Origin of the sequence: Citrobacter sp. Cpo126 (assembly GCF_030332445.1) — a bacterium.
In the GTDB taxonomy this organism is placed as follows: Bacteria; Pseudomonadota; Gammaproteobacteria; order Enterobacterales; family Enterobacteriaceae; genus Citrobacter; species Citrobacter portucalensis.
The window spans coordinates 102409-126205 of record NZ_JAOWHT010000022.1; the positions used below are offsets into that span (position 1 = coordinate 102409).

19 protein-coding genes and 1 riboswitch are annotated in these 23797 nt (G+C 52.3%); of the genes, 13 read left to right on the forward strand and 6 right to left on the reverse strand.

Features of this window, described 5'->3' with window-relative positions:
* Positions 1-230 precede the first annotated feature (230 nt).
* From OGY17_RS02890 to OGY17_RS02910, 5 genes are all read left to right on the forward strand, one after another.
* Entirely contained in the window at positions 231-1310 is a 1080-nt protein-coding gene (locus OGY17_RS02890) for a PTS fructose transporter subunit EIIC (protein WP_003825153.1), read from the forward strand.
* Between the two features lie 14 nt (positions 1311-1324).
* Positions 1325-1645 carry a PTS fructose-like transporter subunit IIB gene (locus OGY17_RS02895; RefSeq protein ID WP_003825151.1) on the forward strand — a complete coding sequence of 107 codons (321 nt, stop codon included), beginning with the start codon at positions 1325-1327 and terminating at the stop codon, positions 1643-1645.
* Between the two features lie 101 nt (positions 1646-1746).
* The gene (locus OGY17_RS02900) at positions 1747-4044 is read left to right on the forward strand and encodes a formate C-acetyltransferase (protein ID WP_048237074.1); all 2298 of its coding nucleotides are present in this window, start codon (positions 1747-1749) and stop codon (positions 4042-4044) included.
* A complete protein-coding gene (locus OGY17_RS02905) occupies positions 4010-4888 on the forward strand; it encodes a [formate-C-acetyltransferase]-activating enzyme (RefSeq protein WP_032945640.1) in 879 nt (292 codons plus the stop codon). Before OGY17_RS02900 ends, OGY17_RS02905 begins: the two co-directional genes overlap by 35 nt.
* A gap of 1 nt (position 4889) precedes the next feature.
* Positions 4890-5246, forward strand: coding sequence for a PTS fructose-like transporter subunit IIB (locus OGY17_RS02910; RefSeq protein WP_008787052.1), 357 nt, complete (start codon positions 4890-4892; stop codon positions 5244-5246).
* Here the strand turns inward: OGY17_RS02910 and OGY17_RS02915 are convergent.
* From OGY17_RS02915 to argE, 4 genes are all read right to left on the reverse strand, one after another.
* Positions 5233-6093 (reverse strand): helix-turn-helix transcriptional regulator, encoded by an 861-nt coding sequence (locus OGY17_RS02915; RefSeq protein WP_008787053.1) that lies wholly within the window; start codon positions 6091-6093, stop codon positions 5233-5235. The genes OGY17_RS02910 and OGY17_RS02915 overlap by 14 nt on opposite strands.
* A gap of 151 nt (positions 6094-6244) precedes the next feature.
* Positions 6245-7978: a phosphoethanolamine transferase CptA gene (locus tag OGY17_RS02920; protein WP_008787054.1), complete on the reverse strand. Its 1734-nt coding sequence runs from the start codon at positions 7976-7978 to the stop codon at positions 6245-6247.
* A gap of 210 nt (positions 7979-8188) precedes the next feature.
* Complete coding sequence (gene ppc / locus OGY17_RS02925) at positions 8189-10840, reverse strand: phosphoenolpyruvate carboxylase (protein ID WP_003825139.1); 2652 nt, start codon at positions 10838-10840, stop codon at positions 8189-8191.
* A 269-nt stretch (positions 10841-11109) separates the two neighbouring features.
* A complete protein-coding gene (argE, locus tag OGY17_RS02930) occupies positions 11110-12261 on the reverse strand; it encodes an acetylornithine deacetylase (RefSeq protein ID WP_286606370.1) in 1152 nt (383 codons plus the stop codon).
* Positions 12262-12416: 155 nt separating this feature from the next.
* Between argE and argC the strand changes: the two genes are divergently transcribed.
* The 4 genes from argC (at position 12417) to oxyR (ending at position 16935) form a co-directional block, all read left to right on the forward strand.
* Entirely contained in the window at positions 12417-13421 is a 1005-nt protein-coding gene (gene argC, locus OGY17_RS02935) for an N-acetyl-gamma-glutamyl-phosphate reductase (RefSeq protein ID WP_286606373.1), read from the forward strand.
* A 10-nt stretch (positions 13422-13431) separates the two neighbouring features.
* Positions 13432-14205, forward strand: coding sequence for an acetylglutamate kinase (gene argB, locus OGY17_RS02940; protein ID WP_003028854.1), 774 nt, complete (start codon positions 13432-13434; stop codon positions 14203-14205).
* A 108-nt stretch (positions 14206-14313) separates the two neighbouring features.
* Positions 14314-15684, forward strand: a complete 1371-nt coding sequence (gene argH, locus OGY17_RS02945) for an argininosuccinate lyase (RefSeq protein ID WP_286606375.1) — start codon at positions 14314-14316, stop codon at positions 15682-15684.
* Positions 15685-16017: 333 nt separating this feature from the next.
* Positions 16018-16935, forward strand: a complete 918-nt coding sequence (gene oxyR / locus OGY17_RS02950) for a DNA-binding transcriptional regulator OxyR (RefSeq protein ID WP_008787060.1) — start codon at positions 16018-16020, stop codon at positions 16933-16935.
* Here the strand turns inward: oxyR and sthA are convergent.
* Positions 16918-18318, reverse strand: a complete 1401-nt coding sequence (gene sthA / locus OGY17_RS02955) for a Si-specific NAD(P)(+) transhydrogenase (RefSeq protein WP_003028860.1) — start codon at positions 18316-18318, stop codon at positions 16918-16920. The genes oxyR and sthA overlap by 18 nt on opposite strands.
* Before the next feature lie 191 nt (positions 18319-18509).
* Here sthA and fabR point away from each other — a divergent pair, with 191 nt between their 5' ends.
* Positions 18510-19145, forward strand: a complete 636-nt coding sequence (fabR, locus tag OGY17_RS02960) for an HTH-type transcriptional repressor FabR (RefSeq protein WP_003028862.1) — start codon at positions 18510-18512, stop codon at positions 19143-19145.
* Positions 19146-19160: 15 nt separating this feature from the next.
* On the forward strand, positions 19161-19520 hold the full coding sequence (locus OGY17_RS02965) for a YijD family membrane protein (RefSeq protein WP_003825114.1): 360 nt from the start codon (positions 19161-19163) through the stop codon (positions 19518-19520).
* 82 nt (positions 19521-19602) lie between these two features.
* Here OGY17_RS02965 and trmA read toward each other — a convergent pair whose 3' ends face one another.
* A complete protein-coding gene (gene trmA, locus OGY17_RS02970) occupies positions 19603-20703 on the reverse strand; it encodes a tRNA (uridine(54)-C5)-methyltransferase TrmA (protein WP_032945647.1) in 1101 nt (366 codons plus the stop codon).
* Between the two features lie 115 nt (positions 20704-20818).
* Positions 20819-21005: riboswitch (cobalamin riboswitch) on the forward strand.
* Between the two features lie 65 nt (positions 21006-21070).
* On the opposite strand from trmA, the gene btuB reads away from it, so the two are divergent.
* Both btuB and murI read left to right on the forward strand, forming a co-directional pair.
* Positions 21071-22909 carry a TonB-dependent vitamin B12 receptor BtuB gene (gene btuB / locus OGY17_RS02975; protein ID WP_270424065.1) on the forward strand — a complete coding sequence of 613 codons (1839 nt, stop codon included), beginning with the start codon at positions 21071-21073 and terminating at the stop codon, positions 22907-22909.
* A complete protein-coding gene (gene murI / locus OGY17_RS02980) occupies positions 22854-23705 on the forward strand; it encodes a glutamate racemase (protein ID WP_286606378.1) in 852 nt (283 codons plus the stop codon). The genes btuB and murI overlap by 56 nt, the downstream gene beginning before the upstream one ends.
* The last annotated feature ends 92 nt before the right edge of the window (positions 23706-23797 follow it).

Consider the following 23797-nt stretch of genomic DNA (forward strand, 5'->3'; position numbering starts at 1 on the left):
AAACTGGATAAATGTAATGTAACTATCAAAGTGAGACATCCCTCACAAGTCAGCGTATCCACTATAAATTCCGAGAAACTGCAAGTTATGAGGCGGATCGCATTTTTGTACTGATATTACAAAAGTCCAGCAAATGGCCTTTTTATCCACTGTTTGCGTCGCGTCAGATTGCCTATTGTTTTCCGCAACAAGTTTATGGATATGGGCTTTAGGCAGCCCGGGAGCGACTTATGAAAGAGTTGGTACAAATCCTGAAAAATACTCGTCAGCACCTGATGACCGGTGTTTCGCATATGATCCCCTTCGTAGTAGCGGGCGGTATTTTGCTGGCTGTCTCCGTCATGCTGTATGGCAAAGGCGCGGTACCGGATGCTGCGACCGATCCTAATCTTAAAAAGCTGTTTGATATTGGCGTCGCCGGGTTGACTTTGATGGTGCCATTTCTTGCTGCTTATATCGGCTATTCCATCGCTGAACGTTCTGCTCTGGCCCCTTGTGCGATTGGCGCATGGGTGGGAAACAGCTTCGGTGCAGGTTTCTTTGGCGCATTAATTGCTGGGATTATTGGCGGTATCGTTGTCCATTATCTGAAGAAGATCCCCGTACATAAGGTGTTGCGTTCGGTAATGCCTATCTTCGTTATTCCCATCGTCGGCACTTTTATCACCGCAGGCATCATGATGTGGGGGCTGGGGGAGCCTGTTGGCGCGTTAACCACTAGCCTGACCGAGTGGCTGCAGGGTATGCAGCAGGGCAGCATTGTACTGCTTGCGGTAATTATGGGACTGATGTTGGCCTTCGATATGGGAGGGCCAATTAACAAAGTTGCCTACGCCTTCATGCTGATTTGCGTGGCGCAGGGGGTTTATACCGTCGTGGCAATCGCCGCAGTAGGGATCTGCGTGCCGCCGCTGGGTTTAGGTTTAGCGACGCTGATTGGTCGTAAGAATTTCTCTTCTGAAGAACGCGAAGCCGGTAAAGCTGCGCTGGTAATGGGCTGCGTTGGCGTAACGGAAGGCGCGATTCCGTTTGCTGCAGCCGATCCGCTGCGTGTCATTCCATCGATTATGGTGGGTTCCGCCTGTGGCACGGTAACTGCCGCCCTGTTTGGTGCGCAGTGTTATGCCGGCTGGGGCGGGCTGATTGTTCTGCCTGTAGTGGAAGGAAAACTGGGTTATATCGCGGCGGTTGCCGTTGGTGCTGTAGTGACCGCCGTGTGCGTTAACGTACTGAAAAGTCTGGCGCGGAAAAAAGTGTCTCAGGTCGATCAGAAAGAAGATGACCTGGATTTAGATTTTGAAATGAATTAAGTGAGGAATGAGTCATGACCAAGATTATCGCAGTAACCGCATGTCCTTCTGGCGTTGCCCACACCTATATGGCAGCCGAAGCGCTGGAAAGCGCCGCTAAAGCTAAAGGTTGGCAAGTAAAGGTTGAGACTCAGGGTTCGATCGGTCTGGAAAACGAACTGACCGCGGCGGATGTGGCGGAAGCCGACATGGTCATTCTGACCAAGGATATTGGTATCAAGTTTGAAGAGCGCTTTGCGGGCAAAACTATCGTTCGCGTCAACATCAGCGATGCAGTGAAACGTGCCGACGCCATCATGAACAAGATTGGCGCGCATCTGGCGCAAACCGCTTAACCGTTTGTTTGCCGGATGGCGGCTTCGCCTTATCCGGCCTACAGATGCGTAGGCCTGATAAGCGTAGCGCCATCAGGCAACTATTCCCGCAGGAGTTCCTCATGACGAACCGTATCCAACGTTTAAAAACCGCTCTGTTTCAGAACAACCGTGAAATTTCGCTTGAGCGTGCGCTGTTATATACCGCCAGCCACCAGCAGACGGAGGGAGAGCCGGTTATTCTGCGTCGGGCGAAAGCCACCGCATATATTCTTGAGCACGTTGAGATTTCGATTCGTGATGAGGAACTGATTGCCGGAAACCGTACTGTTAAACCGCGTGCGGGCATTATGTCACCGGAAATGGATCCTTACTGGCTGCTTAAAGAGCTGGAGCAGTTTCCAACCCGTCCGCAGGACCGTTTTGACATCAGCGAAGAGGATAAACATCTCTATCGCGATGTGCTGTATCCGTACTGGGAAAAGCGGTCGATGAAAGATTTCATCAACGGTCAGATGACCGATGAGGTTAAAGCCGCCGTCAGTACCCAGATTTTTAGCATTAACCAGACTGACAAAGGTCAGGGACATATCATTATTGATTATCCACGCCTGTTGAATCATGGGCTTGGCGAACTGGTAGCGCAGATGCGAGCGCATTGTCTGCAGCAGCCAGAGAATCACTTTTATCAGGCTGCGCTGCTACTGCTTGAGGCTTCGCAAAAACATATTCTGCGTTACGCTATGTTGGCAGAGAAGATGGCGGAAAGCTGCCCGGATGCGCAGCGACGCCAGGAATTACTGACGATTGCTGAAAACTCTCGGCATAACGCCCAAAGCAAGCCGCAAACCTTCTGGCAGGCATGTCAGCTGTTCTGGTACATGAACATTATTTTGCAATATGAATCCAACGCCAGTTCTCTTTCACTTGGACGCTTCGACCAGTATATGCTGCCGTTTTATCAGGCTTCGCTGACGCAGGGGGAAGACCCAGCATTCTTACAAGAGATCCTCGAATCCCTATGGGTGAAATGTAATGACATCGTACTGCTGCGATCCACCAGCAGCGCGCGCTATTTCGCTGGCTTCCCAACAGGCTACACCGCGCTACTGGGGGGATTGACGGAGAATGGTCGTAGTGCGGTAAATGTATTGTCTTTCCTCTGTCTTGATGCGTATCAGAACGTACAGCTACCACAACCAAACCTCGGTGTGCGCACGAATGCGTTGATCGATACACCGTTCCTGATGAAAACAGCACAGACCATTCGTCTTGGTACCGGCATCCCGCAAATCTTTAACGATGAAGTGGTGGTGCCCGCGTTTCTGAATCGCGGTGTTTCGCTGGAAGATGCGCGGGATTACGCGGTAGTAGGCTGTGTCGAGCTGTCTATTCCAGGCAGAACATACGGTTTGCACGATATCGCTATGTTTAATCTGCTGAAAGTGATGGAAATTTGTCTGCATGAGAACGAAGGCAACCGCACTCTGACGTACGACGATCTCCTGGCGCATATTCGTGCCAAAATCAGCCACTACATCACGTTGATGGTGGAGGGCAGTAATATCTGCGATATCGGTCACCGCGACTGGGCGCCGGTGCCGCTGCTCTCCTCGTTTATTAGCGACTGTCTGGATAAAGGGTGCGATATTACCGACGGCGGTGCGCGTTATAACTTCTCCGGCGTACAGGGGATCGGTATTGCAAACCTGAGCGATTCGCTGCATGCGCTCAATGGGCTGGTATTCGAACAACAGCGCTTATCTTTTGATGAACTTTTGTCGGTGCTAAAAGATAACTTTGCTACCCCGGAAGGCGAGAAAGTTCGCGCCAGGCTGATCAATCGCTTCGAAAAATACGGCAACGATATCGATGATGTAGATAACATCAGCGCCGAACTGCTACGTCATTACTGCAAAGAGGTAGAGAAATACCAGAATCCGCGCGGCGGGCAATTTACGCCGGGTTCGTATACCGTCTCTGCGCACGTGCCGCTGGGTTCGGTCGTTGGGGCAACTCCGGATGGCCGCTTCGCCGGGGAGCAACTGGCAGATGGGGGGCTGTCGCCGATGCTGGGACAGGATATGCAAGGACCGACGGCGGTATTGAAGTCGGTCAGCAAGCTGGATAACACACTGCTTTCCAATGGGACGTTGCTGAACGTGAAGTTTACGCCAGCCACACTGGAAGGTGAGGCCGGTTTACGCAAGCTGGCGGATTTTCTGCGGGCATTTACCCAGCTCAAACTCCAGCATATCCAGTTTAACGTGGTGAATGCCGACACATTGCGCGAAGCGCAGCAGCGCCCGCAGGATTTCACCGGGCTGGTGGTGCGTGTGGCGGGTTACAGCGCTTTCTTTGTCGAGTTGTCGAAGGAGATCCAGGATGACATCATTCGCCGCACCGCGCATCAACTGTGAGGTAATTGACCCACGAGGCGAGGAAGTCGCGCGTATATTCAACATTCAGCGTTACTCACTGAATGATGGGCAGGGTATTCGTACGGTCGTCTTTTTTAAAGGCTGTCCGCATACCTGCCCTTGGTGTGCTAACCCGGAATCACTCTCACCACGTATTGAAACGGTACGGCGGGAGAGTAAATGTCTGCACTGTACACCCTGTCTGCGTGATGCCGACGAGTGTCCCTCTGGGGCGTTTGAACGTATTGGTCGTGATATCACGCTGGACGATCTGGAACGTGAAGTGATGAAAGATGATATTTTCTTTCGCTCTTCTGGTGGGGGGGTAACGCTTTCCGGCGGTGAAGTGCTGATGCAAGCGCCCTTTGCCACACGGTTCCTGCAACGTCTGCGGCGCTGGGATGTGCGCTGTGCAATTGAAACGGCTGGCGATGCGCCGGCCGGTCGCTTGTTATCGCTGGCAAAAGAGTGTGATGAGGTGTTGTTCGATCTCAAAATAATGGATGGAGATCTGGCTCGTGAGGTCATCAACATGAACCTACCGCGTGTACTGGCGAATTTACGGCTATTGGTGGAGGAAGGGGTTAATGTCATACCTCGCCTGCCGCTGATTCCGGGCTTTACGATGAATTCAGATAACACGCAGCATGTGTTGACGATGTTGTCATCACTAGGCATAAAACAGGTACACCTGCTACCGTTTCATCAATATGGCGAGCCCAAATACAGCCTGCTCGATTTGCCCTGGTTGATGAAAGAAGTGCCCGTACCGACTGCGCAAGAGGTGGATATTATACGTAAGATGGCAGAATGCGCCGGATTTCAGGTAACAGTAGGAGGATAGTATGACCATCGCACCTGTACGATATCTGGTTGCTGTCACCGCGTGCGTAAGCGGCGTAGCCCATACCTATATGGCTGCTGAGCGGCTGGAGAAACTCTGCCAGCAGGAAAAATGGAGCATCAAGATCGAAACTCAAGGGGCATTGGGTACCGAAAATCGCCTGACGGAAGAGGATATTAACCGCGCTGATGTGGTGTTGCTCATTACTGATATTGAACTGGCAGGAGCAGAGCGTTTTACGCAGAGCCGATACGTTCAGTCGGGCATTAGCGCATTTCTGCGTGAGCCGCAGCGGGTGATGAGCGCCGTGCGAAAGCTGCTTTCAGCGCCACAGCACACACATCTTACTCTGGATTAGCTTCTTTCTCCGTCAATTGGCTGTGGTATTGCCGACGGTATTCTGATGGTGAACGTTCTGTATTTTTGCGAAACAGGCGGCAGAAGTAGTTGCTGTCAACAAACCCACAAATGTGCGCCACCTCTTTAATCTTCAATTCGTAACCCTTCAACAGCGTTTTTGCGTGTTCCAGTCGCGTGTGGTTCAGGTATTCGTTAAAACCGATAGCGCCCGTTTTTTGAAAAAGGTGGGAAAGATAATTGGGTGAGATGTAGAACGCCTGCGCGACGGATTCTCGGGTGAGCGGTGAAGCGTAGCGTTCGTCAATATAGTTGCGAATGGCTTCGAAAAGCGCCTGGCTGCGTGATGCGGTTTGGATCTGGCTGCCGAGCAGATCGCGGCAGTGGCTCAGTAAGCTTGCAACGATTAGCCTGGCGGTTTGCTGCTCCTGCGGCTGCATCTGCATTTCATTGAGCGTTTGCAGCAGGAATGAGCCAATACGCGGTCCACGGCGCGCGACGTGCTGGCGGGTAAGGTTTTGATATTGCTTACCGTCCCACTGAACGATGCTAAAACCCAGTTGCTGTTTGCCAAATAAGATACTGAGCGTGGTCACCGGTGTGAGCCACTGTGGAAAGTTCCAGCCACCAGCCGGAACGAACAAGGCATCGCAAGGCTGTAACGTCGCGGATGCGCCAGCAACACCGTTATCGGTGAATTCACCTTCCAGCACAATCTCCAGTCGGGGAAAATCGACCTGATACGCCAGTTCCGGCGTTGAGCTACTGGTGCTGGCAAAGTAAATCTGCCGCAGCGGTGTGGGGCCGTTGATCAGGCGAGAGAGCAGGTGGCTGATGTCGTGATACATGTTAATCCCTTGCAGGCAGCAGACAGGGAAACAGTAACGTTGAAAACAATCGCCCTCAAGTGATTATTGCCGGATGGCGGCTAATGCCTTATCCGGCCTACAAGTCTTTGCGAGCTGTAGGCCGGATAAGCGTAGCGCATCCGGCAGACTGTTACTGATTACCGATTTGATCGCCGTAAGGCAGGGTATCGTAATCAATCAGGGCATTCTTTTTGTACGGGTTGCCAATCCAGCGGGTCGTCTCTTTGAACTGCGGGCTGGTAATGGCACGAGTTGGATCGAAACCATCATAGGTGAAGCCCGCTAAATCAGACCAGGTGTGGATAAGCTCTGAGCTGCTGTATTTACGATTCACATCCTGTGAGAAGTCACGCGGGTGTGCGGCCTGCCATTTTTCCGAGGTCCACAGCAGGAACGGCACCGTATACATATGGCGCGTTGGGTTGTCTTCATTACGACCCTGCGTTTTATGCGGTGGCGTATCGTATACCTCTTCTCCATGATCGGAGAAGTACAGCAGGAAGCCGTTCGGATCGGTCGCTTTATAGTCTTTGATCAGACTGGCAATGATATGGTCATTGTAGACATTCGCGCTGTCGTAATCGTTGTAGGCTTCCAGCTCATCGTCACTCAGGCCTGCGGGCACATTGTCGACATTATTGTCGAACTTACCCTGACCATCCGGATAGCGGAATTTGTACTTAATATGCGTTCCCAGCAGGTGCACGATGATGAACTTTTTCGGTGCAGGGTCGGCCAGTACTTCTTTAAACGGTGCCAGCACGTTGCTGTCATATTCGCGCGCACTTTGTGTACGCTGCTGGTTCATATAGAACTGTTTATCCGTCTGCTTAGAGAACACCGTCAGCATGGTGTTGCGGGCGGTCATCGTCTGCTGATTGGTGATCCAGAAGGTTTTATAACCTGCCTGTTTCATCATGTTCATCAGGGACGGCTGAGTCAGATACAGATCCGGGTTCTTCTCGTTGGCAAAGGTCAGCGCCTGCTGCAGGATTTCAATGGTGTACGGACGGGAGGTCACGACATTATTGAACACGGTGAAGTTAGGATCGGATTTATGCAGTGCATCCAGTTCCGGCGTTGTTTCGCGTGGGTAACCGTACAGGCTCATGCGGCCACGTTGCGTTGATTCGCCAATCACCAGTACCAGCGTACGCGGTGCATCACCTGAGCTGTCTTTAAAGTTGGCCAACGGCGGCAGGGCATTGTTCTCATTCAGCAGGCTGTTCAGCGCGGTCAACTGCTGACGATACTGATAATAACCAGAGATGAATTGCCATGGCGCAGCTGGTTCCATGCGTGAGGCGAGACCATTCAACGTTTTTTCAAATGGTTTATGTTTGATAAACGTGTTCACCGTCATCGGATGCAGAATCAAACCGTATAACAGTGCAAACGACACCAGATAGCGCCAGGGCGATGGAATATGCACAGGACGCAGACGTGTCCATAGCAGAATTGCCACAGCTGTATAGGCCAGCGCAATCAAGACAATCTTCAGACTGAAATACTGGCTCAGATATTCGCTGGCTTCGTTCGCATTGGTTTCAAACATTACGTACAGAACGCTTTGCGAGAACTCTTGTCCGTAAATGACGTAATAGCTTAGAGCAGCCAGCGAGGCTGCCCATAGCATTACGCCAATGACGGCAGCAATAACGCGGATACGGTTTGGAAATAAGAATACCGGAATCAACCACAGCGAACTGAACAGCAAGGAGTCGCGTAAACCATTAGTTCCGCTATAGCCGGATAAGAGAATAACGACCTGGAGTAAACTGGAAAAAAAACAAAAATAGAGGAGCGCCCAGCCCAGGGCTTTCCAGCTAAATTTAGGTTTAGACTGGGGGTGTAAGGATTGCATAATGTAAGCCTGTCTTTAATTGTAGCGCCAAGAGTAGCACTTAAACATTAAGAGGAACTGAAGCATCACGATCTTAGGATCGTGTTTTGCCATCTTTATATTCATTTGGTGAATATATTCGAGGGGGAATATATTGAAAATGAAGTGGTTGTAACAGCGGTTTTTGCCGTCGCCTCCGAATAATAGCACGAAGGCGACGGGGGAGGGACGTTAGCCTGTATTGCGCATACCAGCGGCGACACCAGCGATTGTGACCATCAATGCTTGTTCTACGCGTGGGTCCGGTGCATTGCCTTGCTCTTCCGCCAGGCGTGAGCGGTGTAACAGCTCTGCCTGTAATACGTTTAGCGGGTCAGTATAAATATTTCTTAACTGAATGGACTCGGCAATCCACGGCAGGTCGGCCATCAAATGTGAGTCGTTGGCAATCGCCAGTACGACATCGATATCTGCTGCCAGGCGTTGGCGTAGCTCTGCACCCAACGGCCACAGATCTTTTTTGACCAGGCGCTGATCGTAATACTCTGCCAGCCACAGGTCTGCTTTCGCGAAAACCATTTCCAGCATGCCAAGGCGTGTGGAGAAGAATGGCCAGTCGCGGCACATGGCTTCAAGTTCGCTTTGCTTGCCGTCTTCAACCACTTTTTGCAGCGCGGTACCTGCACCCAGCCAGGCCGGGAGCATCAGGCGGTTCTGCGTCCAGGCAAAGATCCACGGAATGGCGCGCAGAGACTCTACCCCGCCGGTCGGACGGCGTTTTGCCGGACGTGAACCGAGCGGGAGTTTACCCAGTTCCTGCTCCGGTGTCGCTGAGCGGAAATAAGGGACGAAGTCTTTGTTTTCACGCACATATCCACGATAGAGCTCGCAGGAAATATCGGAAAGCTCATCCATGATATGACGCCAGCTATCTTTCGGTTCTGGCGGTGGTAACAGGTTGGCCTCCAGAATTGCTCCGGTGTACAGCGACAGGCTGCTGATGGTCACTTCCGGCAGGCCGTACTTAAAGCGGATCATCTCCCCTTGTTCTGTCACGCGCAGACCGCCTTTCAGGCTGCCCGGCGGTTGAGAGAGTAGCGCCGCATGGGCAGGCGCGCCGCCGCGACCAATGGAACCACCGCGACCGTGGAACAGTGTCAGTTCGATACCGGCTTTTTCGCAGGTTTTGATTAGCGCGTCCTGAGCCTGGTATTGCGCCCAGGAGGCCGCCATCACGCCCGCGTCTTTTGCGGAATCAGAATAGCCAATCATGACCATCTGTTTGCCCTGAATAAAGCCGCGGTACCAGTCGATATTTAAAAGTTGAGACATGACGTCATCGGCATTGTTGAGGTCGTCCAGCGTTTCAAATAGCGGAGCGACCGGCATAGCAAAACCAATGCCGGCTTCTTTCAGCAGCAGATGCACGGCCAGCACATCCGACGGAGTTTTCGCCATCGAGATAACATAGGCGGCAATGGAGCCATATGGGGCTTCGGCAATGACCCGACAGGTGTCGAGCACTTCACGGGTGTCGTTGCTCGGTTCCCAGTTACGCGGCAGGAGCGGACGCTTGGAATTCAGCTCGCGGATCAGGAAAGCCTGTTTATCCGCTTCCGACCAGTTTTCGTAGTCGCCAATACCCAGATAACGGGTCAGTTCGCCCAGGGCTTCAGTATGACGGGTGCTTTCCTGGCGAATATCAATACGCACCAGCGGCACACCGAAACACTTCACGCGCCTAAGGGTGTCGAGCAATTCGCCATTGGCGATAATGCCCATGCCACAGGCCTGCAGAGACTGGTAGCACGCGTATAGCGGGTCCCAGAGCTGTTCGTTTTGGGTGAGAAGTCCCGCAGGTTTCGGCAATTTCTCGCCTTTCAGACGGGCTTCAAGCCAGGCCTGGGTTGCCATCAGACGAGAACGCAGGGTTTTCATCAGATAGCGATAAGGTTCAGCTGCACCTTCTTCGCCTACCAGCGCCATCAGCTCCGGCGTGGCATCCACCATCGACAGCTCAGAAATCAGAAACTGGATGTCTTTCAGGAACAGGTCTGTCGCTTTCCAGCGGCTGAGTAATAGCACGTGACGGGTGATATCTGCCGTTACGTTCGGGTTACCATCACGGTCGCCGCCCATCCAGGAAGTAAATCGAACCGGGACAAAATCAACCGGCAGCTTATAACCCAGATGCTCTTCCAGTTGTTCATTCAGCTCACGCAGGTAGTTCGGTACACCTTCCCACAGGCTGTTTTCAACTACCGCGAAACCCCATTTGGCTTCATCAACCGGGCTTGGGCGCAGCTTGCGGATCTCATCCGTATGCCAGGACTGGGCAATGAGCTGACGCAGACGGCGCATCAGTTGGTTGCGTTCATAATCGACGAGGTCTTTGTTATCAAGCTGCTTGAGGCAGGCGTTCACTTCACCCATTTTATGGATCAGCGTACGACGAGTGATCTCGGTCGGGTGGGCGGTGAGTACCAGCTCCAGAGAGAGTGATTCTACGGCTTTCTTGATGGTGGCGTCATTGAGGTTGGGCTGCTCTTTCAGTTTACGCAGAGTGCGAGCAATCACTTCCGGGTTGCTGGCTGCTTCGCCTTTTGGCGAAATGCTGTGGTATTGCTCGGCGGTGTTGGCCAGGTTCAGGAACTGGCTAAATGCGCGGGCAACCGGCAGCAGCTCGTCGTTAGACAGATTTTGCAGTGTGGTGAGCAATTCCTGGCGATTAACTTCATTGCCAGCGCGAGATGATTTGGACAGCTTACGAATTGTTTCTACGCGATCAAGAATGTTCTCTCCCAGCGCATCCTTGATGGTCTCTCCCAGCACTTTGCCGAGCATACTGACATTACTACGCAACGCGGAATATTGTTCGTTCATATTAACCCAGACACCCCATCTATTTTGAATATGTCCTGTATCTTTCACGCCTGACTATCACGCGAAATCTTGCGGACTTAACTTTTTAGCCGTCTTTTATAAAGCCACGTAAAACACGTGACGTCAATTGCTGCGAAATCGGTTCAGCAAACGAATAAATGCCGTGAATTTACGTTATTTAATTCACATCCAATCAAATAAGCGTTGCTTATGGAAATGTTAAAAAATCACCCCGCTTACCACTAAAGGATTAGCGGGGTGACAAGCAGTTAATGCCAGCAGAAATGATGCACAACCTGGGTGATTAATTCGCGAGTTGGCTTAATAAAGCGTGTTTCCAGATATTCATCCGGCTGATGCGCCTGATTAATAGAACCTGGACCCAATACCAGCGTCGGGCAAAGCGTCTGGATAAATGGCGCTTCGGTGCAGTAGTTCACCACTTCAGTCTGTGCGCCCAGCAGTTTCTCAACCACCTTTACCAGTTGATGGTCAGGCGGACACTCATAGCCTGGAATCGGTGGATGCAGTTCCGATACGGTCAGGCGGCCCGGCCAGCGTTCGCTGACAGGGGCCAGCGCTTCGTTAAGTAACCCATTGAGATCGTTTAGCGTCATACCTGGTAGCGGGCGAATATCCATATGCAGTTCGCAGCAGGCGCAGATTCGGTTGGCGGCGTCGCCACCGTGGATGTGGCCCAAATTTAACGTTGGATACGGAACGGTAAAGGCATCATGGTGATAGCGCGCTTTCAGGTCATCGCGCAGATGCATGATATGGCCGATGGCATCATGCATCAGTTCAATCGCATTAACGCCACGTGCCGGATCGCTTGAATGACCCGATTGTCCCAGAATGCGTATCGCATTAGAGATATGACCTTTGTGTGCGCGAACCGGTTGCAGTGAAGTGGGTTCGCCAATAATCGCGCAGTCTGGGTGCAGAGCAGTGGTTTCAGAAAAGTAGCGAGCTCCCGCCATGCTGGTCTCTTCGTCAGCAGTGGCCAGAATGTAGAGGGGCTTTTTCAGCTTCGTGACGTCGACATCACGCAACGCGTCGAGGATAAAGGCGAAGAAGCCTTTCATGTCCGCCGTACCCAAACCATAGAGCTTATTGTCATGCTCGGTCAGGGTGAACGGATCGCGCGTCCAGCGTCCGTCGTCAAAGGGTACGGTATCGGTATGGCCCGCCAACAACAGACCACCAGCGCCCTGTCCAATGCTCGCCAGCATATTGAATTTATTTCGCGTATCGGGAACCGGCTGGACCTCCACATTGAAGCCTAAATCTTTAAACCAGCCCGCCAACAGAGTGATTAAACCTGCATTGCTTTGATCGAGCGCTTCTTCGGTAGCGCTAATCGATGGCGTGGCAATCAGAGCGCGGTAAATCTCGATAAATGGCGGTAAATTGTTTTTCATTGTTGACACACCTCGGGTCATGATAGTATCAATATTCATGCAGTATTTGTGAATAAAAATACATTAACGTTGAGCGTAATAAAACCCACCAAGTGTAAGGTGAGGTGATAAAGGCTTATACCTGGCAACAGAATCTAAGAAGGTGAGCAGCCCCGATGTTGAATACGCTGATTGTGGGCGCCAGTGGCTATGCCGGCGCAGAGCTTGTGACCTATGTAAATCGCCATCCTGATATGACCATAACCGCTTTGACCGTCTCAGCGCAAAGCAATGATGCAGGAAAATTAATCTCCGATTTGCATCCGCAGTTGAAAGGCATTGTCGATTTACCGTTGCAGCCAATGTCAGATATCAGCGAGTTTAGCGCAGGGGTGGATGTTGTGTTCCTCGCAACGGCTCATGAGGTAAGTCATGACCTGGCTCCGCAGTTTTTGCAGGCCGGTTGCGTGGTGTTTGACCTCTCTGGTGCGTTTCGCGTAAATGACGGCGCGTTCTATGAAAAATATTATGGTTTTACCCATCAGCATCCCGACCTGCTGGAGCAGGCAGTTTACGGGCTGGCGGAATGGAAAGAAGACCAACTGAAAGAAGCGAATCTGATTGCTGTGCCGGGTTGTTACCCGACGGCGGCGCAGCTTTCGCTGAAACCACTGATTGACGCCGGGTTGTTGGATCTCAGCCAGTGGCCGGTAATTAATGCGACCAGCGGTGTGAGCGGCGCGGGCCGTAAAGCGGCTATCTCTAATAGTTTTTGCGAAGTAAGCCTGCAACCGTATGGCGTGTTTACCCATCGTCATCAGCCGGAAATCGCTACTCATCTGGGGGCTGAAGTGATTTTCATCCCGCATCTGGGCAACTTCCCGCGCGGAATTCTGGAAACTATCACTTGCCGCCTTAAAGCGGGCGTAACTCATGCTCAGGTGGCTCAGACGCTGCAACAGGCGTATGGCGATAAACCGCTGGTGCGTCTGTATGACAAAGGGGTTCCAGCGCTGAAGAATGTGGTTGGATTACCATTCTGCGATATCGGGTTTGCTGTGCAGGGTGAGCATCTGATCGTTGTGGCGACGGAAGACAACTTATTGAAAGGCGCGGCGGCACAGGCGATGCAGTGCGCAAATATTCGTTTTGGCTTTGCCCAAACGCAGTCTCTTATTTAAGGGTGCAACAATGAATCCATTAATTATCAAGCTGGGCGGCGTTTTACTGGATAGTGAAGAGGCGCTGGAGCGCTTGTTTACCGCACTGGTGAATTATCGTGAGTCGCACCAGCGTCCGCTGGTCATTGTGCACGGCGGCGGCTGCGTGGTCGACGAGCTGATGAAGCAGCTGAATCTGCCGGTGAAAAAGAAAAATGGTCTGCGCGTCACGCCTGCCGATCAAATTGACATTATTACCGGTGCCCTGGCGGGAACGGCGAATAAAACCTTGCTGGCCTGGGCGAAAAAGCATCACATCGCGTCTGTTGGTCTGTATCTTGGCGATGGCGACAGCGTAAAAGTGACGCCGCTCGATAAAGAACTGGGTCATGTTGGACTGGCGCAGCCGGGTTCGCCTAAGCTGATTAACACGCTGCTGGAAAGCGGTTTTCTGCCGGTAGTGAGCTCTATTGGTGTCACTGATGATGGTCTGCTGATGAACGTGAATGCCGATCAGGCTGCAACGGCGCTGGCGGCAACGCTGGGTGCGGATCTGATCCTGCTCTCTGATGTGAGCGGTATTCTGGATGGCAAAGGCCAGCGCATTGCCGAAATGACCGCGGCGAAAGCGGAACAGCTGATTGAACAGGGCATTATTACCGATGGCATGATCGTGAAGGTGAATGCAGCGCTGGATGCCGCGCGTACGCTGGGCCGTCCGGTGGATATCGCCTCCTGGCGTCATGCAGAGCAACTTCCGGCGCTGTTTAACGGCACGCCAATTGGTACGCGTATTCTGGCTTAACTATTAATGTGCCGGATGGCGGCTTCGCCTTATCCGGCCTACGTGGGTTTTGTAGGCCCGGTAAGCGCAGCGCCACCGGGCAAAAATATCATATTAAGGAAATTCGTTATGGCACTTTGGGGTGGGCGTTTTACACAGGCAGCAGATCAGCGGTTCAAACAGTTCAACGACTCGTTGCGTTTTGACTACCGCCTGGCAGAACAGGATATTGTTGGCTCTGTGGCCTGGTCCAAAGCGTTGGTAACGGTAGGTGTACTGACTGCCGATGAACAGCTGCAGTTGGAAGAGGCGCTGAATAACCTGCTGGAAGAGGTTCGCGCGAATCCTCAGCAGATTTTGCAAAGCGATGCCGAAGATATTCATAGTTGGGTGGAAGGTAAGCTGATTGATAAAGTCGGCCAGCTTGGTAAAAAACTGCATACCGGGCGTAGCCGTAATGACCAGGTCGCGACCGACCTTAAGCTGTGGTGTAAAGACACGGTTATCGAATTACTGTCGGCCAATCGTCAGTTGCAAACTGCGCTGGTGGTGACGGCGGAGAATAACCAGGACGCCGTCATGCCGGGTTACACCCACCTGCAACGTGCGCAGCCGGTGACGTTTGCTCACTGGTGTCTGGCCTATGTTGAAATGTTGGCGCGTGACGAGAGCCGTTTGCAGGATGCGCTCAAACGCCTGGACGTCAGTCCGTTAGGCTGCGGCGCGCTGGCGGGTACGGCGTATGAAATCGATCGCGAGCAGTTGGCGGGTTGGTTGGGCTTTGCCTCGGCAACGCGCAACAGCCTGGACAGCGTTTCTGACCGTGACCACGTGTTGGAGTTACTCTCCGACGCCTCTATCGGCATGGTACACCTGTCGCGTTTTGCTGAAGATCTGATTTTCTTTAACACCGGCGAAGCGGGCTTTGTTGAACTCTCCGACCGTGTGACTTCCGGTTCATCTCTGATGCCGCAGAAGAAAAACCCGGATGCGCTGGAGCTGATCCGTGGCAAATGCGGTCGCGTGCAGGGTGCGCTGACCGGCATGATGATGACTTTAAAAGGCCTTCCACTGGCATACAACAAAGATATGCAGGAAGACAAAGAAGGGCTGTTCGACGCGCTCGACACCTGGCTGGACTGTCTGCATATGGCCGCGCTGGTGCTGGATGGAATCCAGGTGAAACGTCCGCGTTGCCAGGAAGCGGCGCAGCAGGGTTATGCTAACGCCACTGAGCTGGCGGATTATCTGGTGGCGAAAGGCGTCCCGTTCCGCGAAGCGCACCATATTGTGGGGGAAACGGTAGTCGAGGCGATTCGTCAGGGCAAACCGCTGGAAGCGCTGTCGCTTGTCGACTTACAAAAGTTTAGCCAGGTGATTGGTGATGACGTTTACCCGATCCTCTCGTTGCTATCGTGTCTGGATAAACGTGCAGCGAAAGGTGGCGTGTCGCCGCAGCAGGTTGCGCAGGCGATCGACTACGCGAAGGCACGTCTGTAGGTCCGATAAGGCAAAGCCGCCATCCGGCACTGTGCGCCGTTCTGCCTGATGGCGCTACGCTTATCAGGCCTACCAAACCATAACCCGGCCGAGCTTTGCGACGCCGGGCTTTTTTATGCAAAAAAAATGCGGACGCAAGGTCCGCAAAAGTTCACGTTGGCTTTAGTTATTTCGAGTATGAGAGAAACTCTCAAAACGGACAGTAGCTTCAAGGGTTAAAGGGGTACCGTTCCGTTTCTGTGGTGCATTATTAAACAGAAAGCTTGATAGGGATAATCGTTCGTTGCTATGCTACCTATCGCTACGAACTATCGTGGCGATGGAGGATGAATAATGAATATTCGTGATCTTGAATACCTGGTGGCACTAGCCGAACATCGTCACTTCCGACGAGCGGCAGACTCCTGTCACGTTAGCCAACCCACGCTGAGCGGGCAGATCCGCAAGCTGGAAGATGAGCTTGGCGTCATGTTGCTGGAGCGTACGAGTCGCAAGGTGCTGTTCACCCAGGCCGGTTTGCTGCTGGTGGATCAGGCGCGCACCGTGCTGCGCGAGGTCAAAGTGCTCAAGGAGATGGCAAGCCAACAAGGCGAGACAATGTCTGGCCCGCTGCATATTGGTTTGATCCCAACGGTGGGGCCATACCTGCTGCCGCATATTATTCCGATGTTGCACCAGACCTTCCCAAAACTGGAGATGTATCTCCATGAAGCGCAGACACATCAGCTGTTGGCGCAACTGGATAGCGGCAAGCTCGACTGCGTCATTCTGGCACTGGTCAAAGAGAGTGAGGCGTTCATCGAAGTACCGTTATTTGATGAGCCTATGATGCTGGCGATCTATGAAGATCACCCATGGGCAAACCGTGACTGTGTACCGATGTCCGATCTGGCGGGTGAAAAACTGCTGATGCTGGAAGATGGCCACTGTCTGCGCGATCAGGCGATGGGTTTCTGCTTTGAAGCGGGTGCTGATGAAGATACCCATTTTCGGGCAACCAGTCTGGAAACGCTGCGTAACATGGTGGCGGCAGGCAGTGGTATTACCTTACTGCCTGCGCTGGCCGTTCCACCGGAGCGTAAGCGTGATGGTGTCGTTTATCTGCCATGCATTAAACCCGAACCGCGTCGTACGATTGGTCTGGTATACCGTCCTGGTTCGCCGCTGCGCAGCCGTTATGAACAGCTGGCAGAGGCCATCCGTGGATCAATGGATGGCCATTTCGATAGTGCGTTAAAACAGGCGGTTTAAGCCATTTAGCGCCGCTACCCGATAGGCTTCTGCCATGGTTGGGTAGTTAAAGGTGGTGTTAACGAAGTACTCGATAGTGTTACCACCACCTTTTTGCTCCATTATCGCTTGTCCGATGTGAATAATTTCGGCCGCGCGCTCCCCAAAGCAGTGGATCCCCAAAATCTCTTTGGTTTCGCGATGGAACAGGATCTTCAGCGTTCCGACACTCATACCCACGATTTGTGCACGTGCCAGATGCTTAAACTGGGCGCGGCCAACCTCGTATGGTACTTTCATTGCCGTGAGCTGCTGTTCTGTTTTACCAACGGAGCTGATTTCCGGAATGGTATAAATCCCGGTTGGGATATCTTCGATCAGATGCGCAGTGGCTTCGCCTTTTACCAGTGCCTGGGCGGCAATGCGTCCCTGGTCGTAGGCCGCCGATGCCAGGCTCGGATAACCAATTACATCCCCTACGGCGTATACATGCGGCAGCGCCGTCTGGTACATACTATTCACTTTGAGCTGCCCGCGGCTGTCGGTTTTCAGACCAATGTTTTCCAGCGCCAGCGAATCGGTATTACCGGTACGGCCATTGGCGTACAGCAGGCAGTCGGCCTTCAGTTTCTTACCGGACTTCAGGTGCATGATGACGCCGTCATCGCAACCTTCAATCTTCTCATACTCTTCGTTGTGGCGAATGACCACACCGCTGTTCCAGAAGTGGTAAGAGAGCGAGTCGGACATCTCCTGATCGAGGAATGCCAGCAGACGATCGCGGGTGTTGATTAAATCAACTTTGACGTCCATTCCACGGAAGATCGACGCATATTCACAGCCAATGACCCCTGCGCCATAAATCAGCACATGACGGGGTTCGTGGTGCAGGCTCAGGATAGAGTCACTGTCGTAAACCCGGGGATGCGAAAAGTCGACATCAACAGGGCGATAAGGACGCGAACCGCAGGCAATAACAAACTTATCCGCAGTCAGCGTTTCCACCGTACCGTCGTGACATTCCAGGGCGATCGTGTGTTCATCAACAAAACGGGCATTTCCCTGCAAAATTTCGCAGTGGTTGCGCTCGTAAAATCCTTGCCGCATACGCGTTTGCTGATTAATAACGTTATCAGCGTGGTTGAGAATATCGGCGAAAGAAGAACGAAGGAGTCGGGAGTGGTCGCTGTACAGTGGGTTCTGATTGAATTCAATAATGCGGCTGACGGCGTGGCGGAGAGCTTTCGACGGGATGGTGCCCCAGTGGGTACAACCTCCGCCGACATTATGATAGCGCTCAATTACCGCGACGCGCGCTCCTTGCTTAACCAGACCCATTGCCGCGCCTTCGCCGCCGGGACCGGAACCTATTACTATTGCATCGTAATCGTAAGAATGTGACATGGTCAGGCTTACCTGTTCTTATACATAAAAGCAACAGAATAGTAACATCGTTGTTGAGATAACCCAATTATCGTTGTGCTTTTTTGCGAAGTCGAAGCACAAACTGCGCGTAAACAATCATTCACAAAGCCATGCCAACCGCCTAATCTCTGGTATAGTGCCAGCAAGGTATGTGGAAGGATTCAGACATCGTGATGGGCGTTAGAGCGCAACAAAAAGAGAAAACCCGGCGTTCGCTGGTAGAAGCCGCATTTAGTCAACTCAGCGCTGAGCGTAGTTTTGCCAGCCTCAGTTTACGCGAAGTCGCTCGTGAAGCGGGCATTGCGCCAACCTCGTTTTATCGCCATTTCCGCGATGTGGATGAACTCGGCCTGACGATGGTGGACGAGAGCGGTCTGATGCTGCGTCAGTTGATGCGCCAGGCGCGCCAGCGTATCGCGAAGGGCGGGAGTGTGATCCGCACCTCGGTCTCAACATTTATGGAGTTCATCGGCAACAATCCTAACGCCTTCCGTTTATTATTGCGCGAGCGTTCGGGGACATCCGCAGCGTTTCGTGCAGCGGTCGCTCGTGAAATTCAGCACTTCATCGCGGAACTTGCGGACTATCTGGAACTCGAAAACCATATGCCTCGTGCGTTTACTGAAGCACAAGCCGAAGCCATGGTAACCATTGTGTTCAGCGCCGGGGCAGAAGCACTGGATGTTGGCGCTGAGCAGCGCCGACAGCTGGAAGAGCGGCTGGTATTGCAACTACGCATGATCGCGAAAGGCGCATTTTATTGGTACCGCCGTGAACAAGAGAAGATGACGCACCACTCCGAGTAACGAGAAGGACAAGCAATGAAACAGTCAGGTCAAGATAAAGGTACGCTGCTGCTGGCGCTGGTTGCTGGCTTATCGATCAATGGTACATTTGCGGCGCTGTTTAGCTCCATTGTGCCATTCTCAGTATTCCCGATCATTTCGCTGGTGCTGACGGTGTATTGTCTGCATCAACGCTATCAGAACCGCACCATGCCTGTGGGATTGCCGGGCCTGGCTGCCGCCTGCTTTATCCTCGGCGTTCTGTTGTACAGCACCGTGGTACGCGCTGAATATCCGGATATCGGCTCTAACTTCTTCCCGGCGGTACTGTCTGTGATTCTGGTGTTCTGGATCGGCTTTAAAGTCCGTAACCGTAAACAGGAAATTGCGGAGTAACAGTTGTAGCGGTAGGCCGGATAAGGCAAAGCCGCTATCCGGCAATCTGAACAGGTAGTGCTTATCCAGCCTACGTTCTGTCTTACTTCTTGGTTAACAGTACGCCGCACTCCATATGGTGCGTATACGGGAACTGATCGAATAGCGCCAGACGTGAAACATTGTGCGTCTGGCTTAACGTTTCCAGGTTTTTACACAGCGTCTCCGGATTGCAGGAGATGTACAGAATGCGCGGATACGCCTGCACCATTTTCTCCGTTTCGCTGTCCAGACCGCTGCGCGGTGGGTCAACGAAGATAGTTTCACACTGGTAACTCTTTAGATCGATTCCCTGCAAACGGTTGAACTCGCGAACGCCGTTCATCGCCTGAGTAAACTCTTCGGCCGCCATGCGGATTATTTGTACGTTTTCAATCTGGTTAGCCGCAATGTTGTACTGTGCAGCAGCAACGGACGGCTTGGCGATTTCCGTCGCCAGTACGCGGTTGAAGTTTTGTGCCAGGGCTAACGAGAAATTGCCATTGCCGCAATACAGCTCCAGCAGGTCGCCTTTTGAGCCCCTGGTGACATCAATCGCCCACTCCAGCATCTGAATATTCATGGCGGCGTTCGGCTGGGTGAAGCTGTTCTCAACCTGGCGATAGATAATCTCTTTACCCGCAACCGGCAAGCGTTCGTCAATGTAGTCCTGATCCAGCTCGATTTTGGTTTTGGTTGCCCGGCCAATCAGATGCACATTCAGGTTTTTCGCCCGTAGCGCATCCCGCAGCGCTTCAGCTTCCTGACGCCATTCATCATCCAGCTTTTTATGGTACAGCATCGATACCACCGCCTGACCGCTCAGGGTTGTGAGGTAATCAATCTGAAACAGTTTGTGACGCAGGACGTGGTTGTTGCGAACGCCTTCGATCATTGCCGTCATTAGCGTGTTGATAAGCTCACTGGCTGCCGGGAAGCTGTCGACACGGATACGGTTTTTGGTCTGGCTGTCGAACATGATGTGGTACAGATCATCACCGTCATGCCACAAACGGAATTCCGCGCGCATACGGTAGTGGCTGACCGGTGAGCGAAACACTTCCGGAGCCTGTGCATAAAATGGCGTCATTAAGCTCTGCAGACGCACCACTTTTTCAGCTAACTGTGCGTCGTACTGTTCTGTCGGAAGGTGTTCGGGGGTCATGATGCGTCCTGAAAAATAAAAGTACGCGGGGATTGTAGGGATTGCTCATCAGATGTCCAGTCATTGATGATTTCCGATATTGTGATACGCAGTCTGGACAGTGGGTTGTAACAAACTGTAGCATCCGTTTTCCGGTCCTGTGAGTTAAAAGGGAATCCAGTGTGAATCTGGAGCTGACGCGCAGCGGTAAGGAAGGTAGGGGATGAGCGCACCTGGTGCAGACACTGCGGCATGCCGTGGGAAGTTATCGTCTCTTTAAGTTGCCTCCAAGCCCGAAGACCTGCCGGCTAACGTCGCATCTGGCTTTCATCATCGCGTACTATCGGTGGGACCTGCGGCATCCTTCTTATATTGTGGATGCTTTACAATGATTAAAAAATCGTTGCTGTGCACGGCACTTTCCGTCACGGCATTTTCTGGTTGGGCACAGGATACTAGCCCAGATACTCTCGTCGTTACTGCCAACCGTTTTCAGCAGCCTCGTAGTGCAGTACTTGCTCCTATCACCGTTGTTACTCGCCAGGATATCGATCGCTGGCAATCCACTTCCGTCAATGATGTGCTTCGCCGCCTGCCTGGTGTAGATATCGCCCAATACGGGGGAATGGGGCAAAACTCGTCTATTTCTATTCGTGGTACAAACGCCAGCCATGTTCTGGTGCTGGTTGATGGCGTACGCCTGAACTTGGCAGGGGTTAGCGGCGCGGCCGACCTCAGCCAGTTCCCAGTCTCGTTAGTACAACGTATTGAATACATTCGTGGGCCGCGTTCGGCGGTTTATGGCTCCGATGCGATTGGCGGCGTGGTGAATATTATTACCACGCGTGAAAAGCCGGGGACGGAACTGACAGCCGGAGTGGGAAGTAATGGGTATCAGAATTACGATGTTTCAACCCAACAACAGCTAGGTGAAAATACGCGCGTCACGTTGATGGGAGACTATGCGTATACCAAAGGCTTTGATGTCGTTGCTTATGGTAATACGGGGTCTCAGGCGCAACCCGACAAAGATGGCTTCTTAAGTAAGACGCTGTATGGCGCGCTGGAACACAACTTTTCCGATACATGGAGCGGGTTTGTTCGCGGCTATGGCTATGATAATCGTACAGATTATGACGCGTATTATCATCCAGGATCACCGTTAGTCGATACTCGACAACTCTACAGCCAAAGCTGGGATGCCGGACTACGCTTCAATAGTGAGCTGATCCAGTCGCAACTGGTTTCAAGCTTTAGCCATAGCAAAGACTACAACTATGATCCGGATTATGGTCGCTATGACTCCTCGGCCACGCTGGATGACATGAAGCAATATAATATTCAGTGGTCCAACAGTATGGTGCTTGGCCACGGTAACGTAGGCGCAGGCGTCGACTGGCAAAAGCAAACTACGGAGCCAGGCACCGGGTATGTTACGGACGGTTACGACCAGCGTAATACCGGTCTCTATTTGACGGGATTACAGCAACTGGGTGATTTCACCTTCGAAGGTGCAGCGCGTAGTGATGACAATTCCCAATTTGGCCGTCATGGCACATGGCAAACCAGCGCCGGATGGGAGTTTATTGAAGGCTATCGCTTTATTGCGTCCTACGGTACTTCTTATAAGGCACCTAATCTGGGACAACTTTATGGAATGTACGGGAATTCCAACTTAGATCCTGAAGAGAGCAAGCAGTGGGAAGGGGCATTTGAAGGGCTAACGGCGGATGTGAATTGGCGTTTGTCAGGATATCGCAACGATATTGATGACATGATCGATTACAACCCCCACATCAAAAAATACTATAACGAAGGCAAGGTACGTATTAAAGGTGTTGAGGCTACTGCGAACTTCGATACTGGGCCATTGGCACACACTCTGAGCTACGATTACGTTGATGCACGCAATGAGATTACCGACAAGCCGCTTGCGCGTCGTTCAAAACAGCAGGTGAAGTACCAGCTTGACTGGCAGGTGTATGATTTTGACTGGGGTTTAACGTATCAGTATTTAGGAACGCGATACGACAAAGACTTTGCCACCAATCAGCCTGTAAAAATGGGCGGGGTCAGCCTGTGGGATCTTGCCGTGTCATATCCAATCACCTCACAGCTGACAGTTCGTGGTAAAATCGCCAACCTGTTCGATAAAGATTACGAGACAGTTTATGGCTACGCAACTGCAGGACGGGAATACACCTTGTCTGGCAGCTACACCTTCTGATCCCCGTCCCACCGTGCTGGTGTTTGATTCCGGCGTCGGTGGGTTGTCGGTCTATGACGAGATCCGGCGTCTTCTGCCGGATCTCCACTATATCTACGCTTTCGACAACGTCGCTTTTCCTTATGGAGAGAAGAGCGAGGAGTTTATCGTCGAGCGTGTTGTTGAGATTGTGACTGCGGTCCAGCAGCGCTATCCCCTCTCTCTTGCGGTCATCGCGTGTAATACAGCAAGCACGGTGTCGCTCCCTGCGTTACGTGAGAAATTTGCTTTCCCGGTTGTGGGCGTGGTGCCTGCGATTAAACCGGCAGCGCGACTCACGGCGAACGGTGTTGTGGGGCTACTGGCTACACGTGCAACGGTGAAGCGCTCGTATACCCATGAGCTGATTGCGCGATTCGCTAACGAATGCCAAATTGCAATGTTGGGTTCTGCTGAGCTGGTGGAACTGGCGGAAGCGAAGCTGCACGGTGAAACAGTTTCTCTGGAAGAGCTGCGGCGTATTCTGCGTCCGTGGCTTCGGATGTCTGAACCACCTGACACAGTAGTGCTCGGTTGCACTCATTTCCCTCTATTACAGGAAGAACTTTTACAGGTCCTTCCCGAGGGGACGAGGCTGGTGGATTCTGGTGCCGCGATAGCGCGCCGCACGGTCTGGTTGTTAGAGCATGAAGCACCAGATGCGAAATCAACCGATGAGAACGTTGCATTTTGTATGGCAATGACGACAGAGGCTGAACAATTATTGCCTGTGCTACAGCGCTATGGCTTTAAAACGCTCGAAAAACTGTCGGTTTAAGTGGTTTTGATGAAAAAATACGCACTCGGAAGATTATTTTAAATTTCCCCTTGTCAGCCTGAAATAACTCCCTATAATGCGCCTCCACTGAC

Excerpts from the sequence above, each read along its gene's own strand:
- OGY17_RS02890 (WP_003825153.1), top strand. The coding sequence starts at position 231 with ATGAAAGAGTTGGTACAAATCCTGAAAAATACTCGTCAGCACCTGATG.
- OGY17_RS02895 (WP_003825151.1), top strand. The coding sequence starts at position 1,325 with ATGACCAAGATTATCGCAGTAACCGCATGTCCTTCTGGCGTTGCCCAC.
- OGY17_RS02900 (WP_048237074.1), top strand. The coding sequence starts at position 1,747 with ATGACGAACCGTATCCAACGTTTAAAAACCGCTCTGTTTCAGAACAAC.
- OGY17_RS02905 (WP_032945640.1), top strand. The coding sequence starts at position 4,010 with ATGACATCATTCGCCGCACCGCGCATCAACTGTGAGGTAATTGACCCA.
- OGY17_RS02910 (WP_008787052.1), top strand. The coding sequence starts at position 4,890 with ATGACCATCGCACCTGTACGATATCTGGTTGCTGTCACCGCGTGCGTA.
- OGY17_RS02915 (WP_008787053.1), bottom strand. The coding sequence starts at position 6,093 with ATGTATCACGACATCAGCCACCTGCTCTCTCGCCTGATCAACGGCCCC.
- OGY17_RS02920 (WP_008787054.1), bottom strand. The coding sequence starts at position 7,978 with ATGCAATCCTTACACCCCCAGTCTAAACCTAAATTTAGCTGGAAAGCC.
- ppc (WP_003825139.1), bottom strand. The coding sequence starts at position 10,840 with ATGAACGAACAATATTCCGCGTTGCGTAGTAATGTCAGTATGCTCGGC.
- argE (WP_286606370.1), bottom strand. The coding sequence starts at position 12,261 with ATGAAAAACAATTTACCGCCATTTATCGAGATTTACCGCGCTCTGATT.
- argC (WP_286606373.1), top strand. The coding sequence starts at position 12,417 with ATGTTGAATACGCTGATTGTGGGCGCCAGTGGCTATGCCGGCGCAGAG.
- argB (WP_003028854.1), top strand. The coding sequence starts at position 13,432 with ATGAATCCATTAATTATCAAGCTGGGCGGCGTTTTACTGGATAGTGAA.
- argH (WP_286606375.1), top strand. The coding sequence starts at position 14,314 with ATGGCACTTTGGGGTGGGCGTTTTACACAGGCAGCAGATCAGCGGTTC.
- oxyR (WP_008787060.1), top strand. The coding sequence starts at position 16,018 with ATGAATATTCGTGATCTTGAATACCTGGTGGCACTAGCCGAACATCGT.
- sthA (WP_003028860.1), bottom strand. The coding sequence starts at position 18,318 with ATGTCACATTCTTACGATTACGATGCAATAGTAATAGGTTCCGGTCCC.
- OGY17_RS02965 (WP_003825114.1), top strand. The coding sequence starts at position 19,161 with ATGAAACAGTCAGGTCAAGATAAAGGTACGCTGCTGCTGGCGCTGGTT.
- trmA (WP_032945647.1), bottom strand. The coding sequence starts at position 20,703 with ATGACCCCCGAACACCTTCCGACAGAACAGTACGACGCACAGTTAGCT.
- btuB (WP_270424065.1), top strand. The coding sequence starts at position 21,071 with ATGATTAAAAAATCGTTGCTGTGCACGGCACTTTCCGTCACGGCATTT.
- murI (WP_286606378.1), top strand. The coding sequence starts at position 22,854 with ATGGCTACGCAACTGCAGGACGGGAATACACCTTGTCTGGCAGCTACA.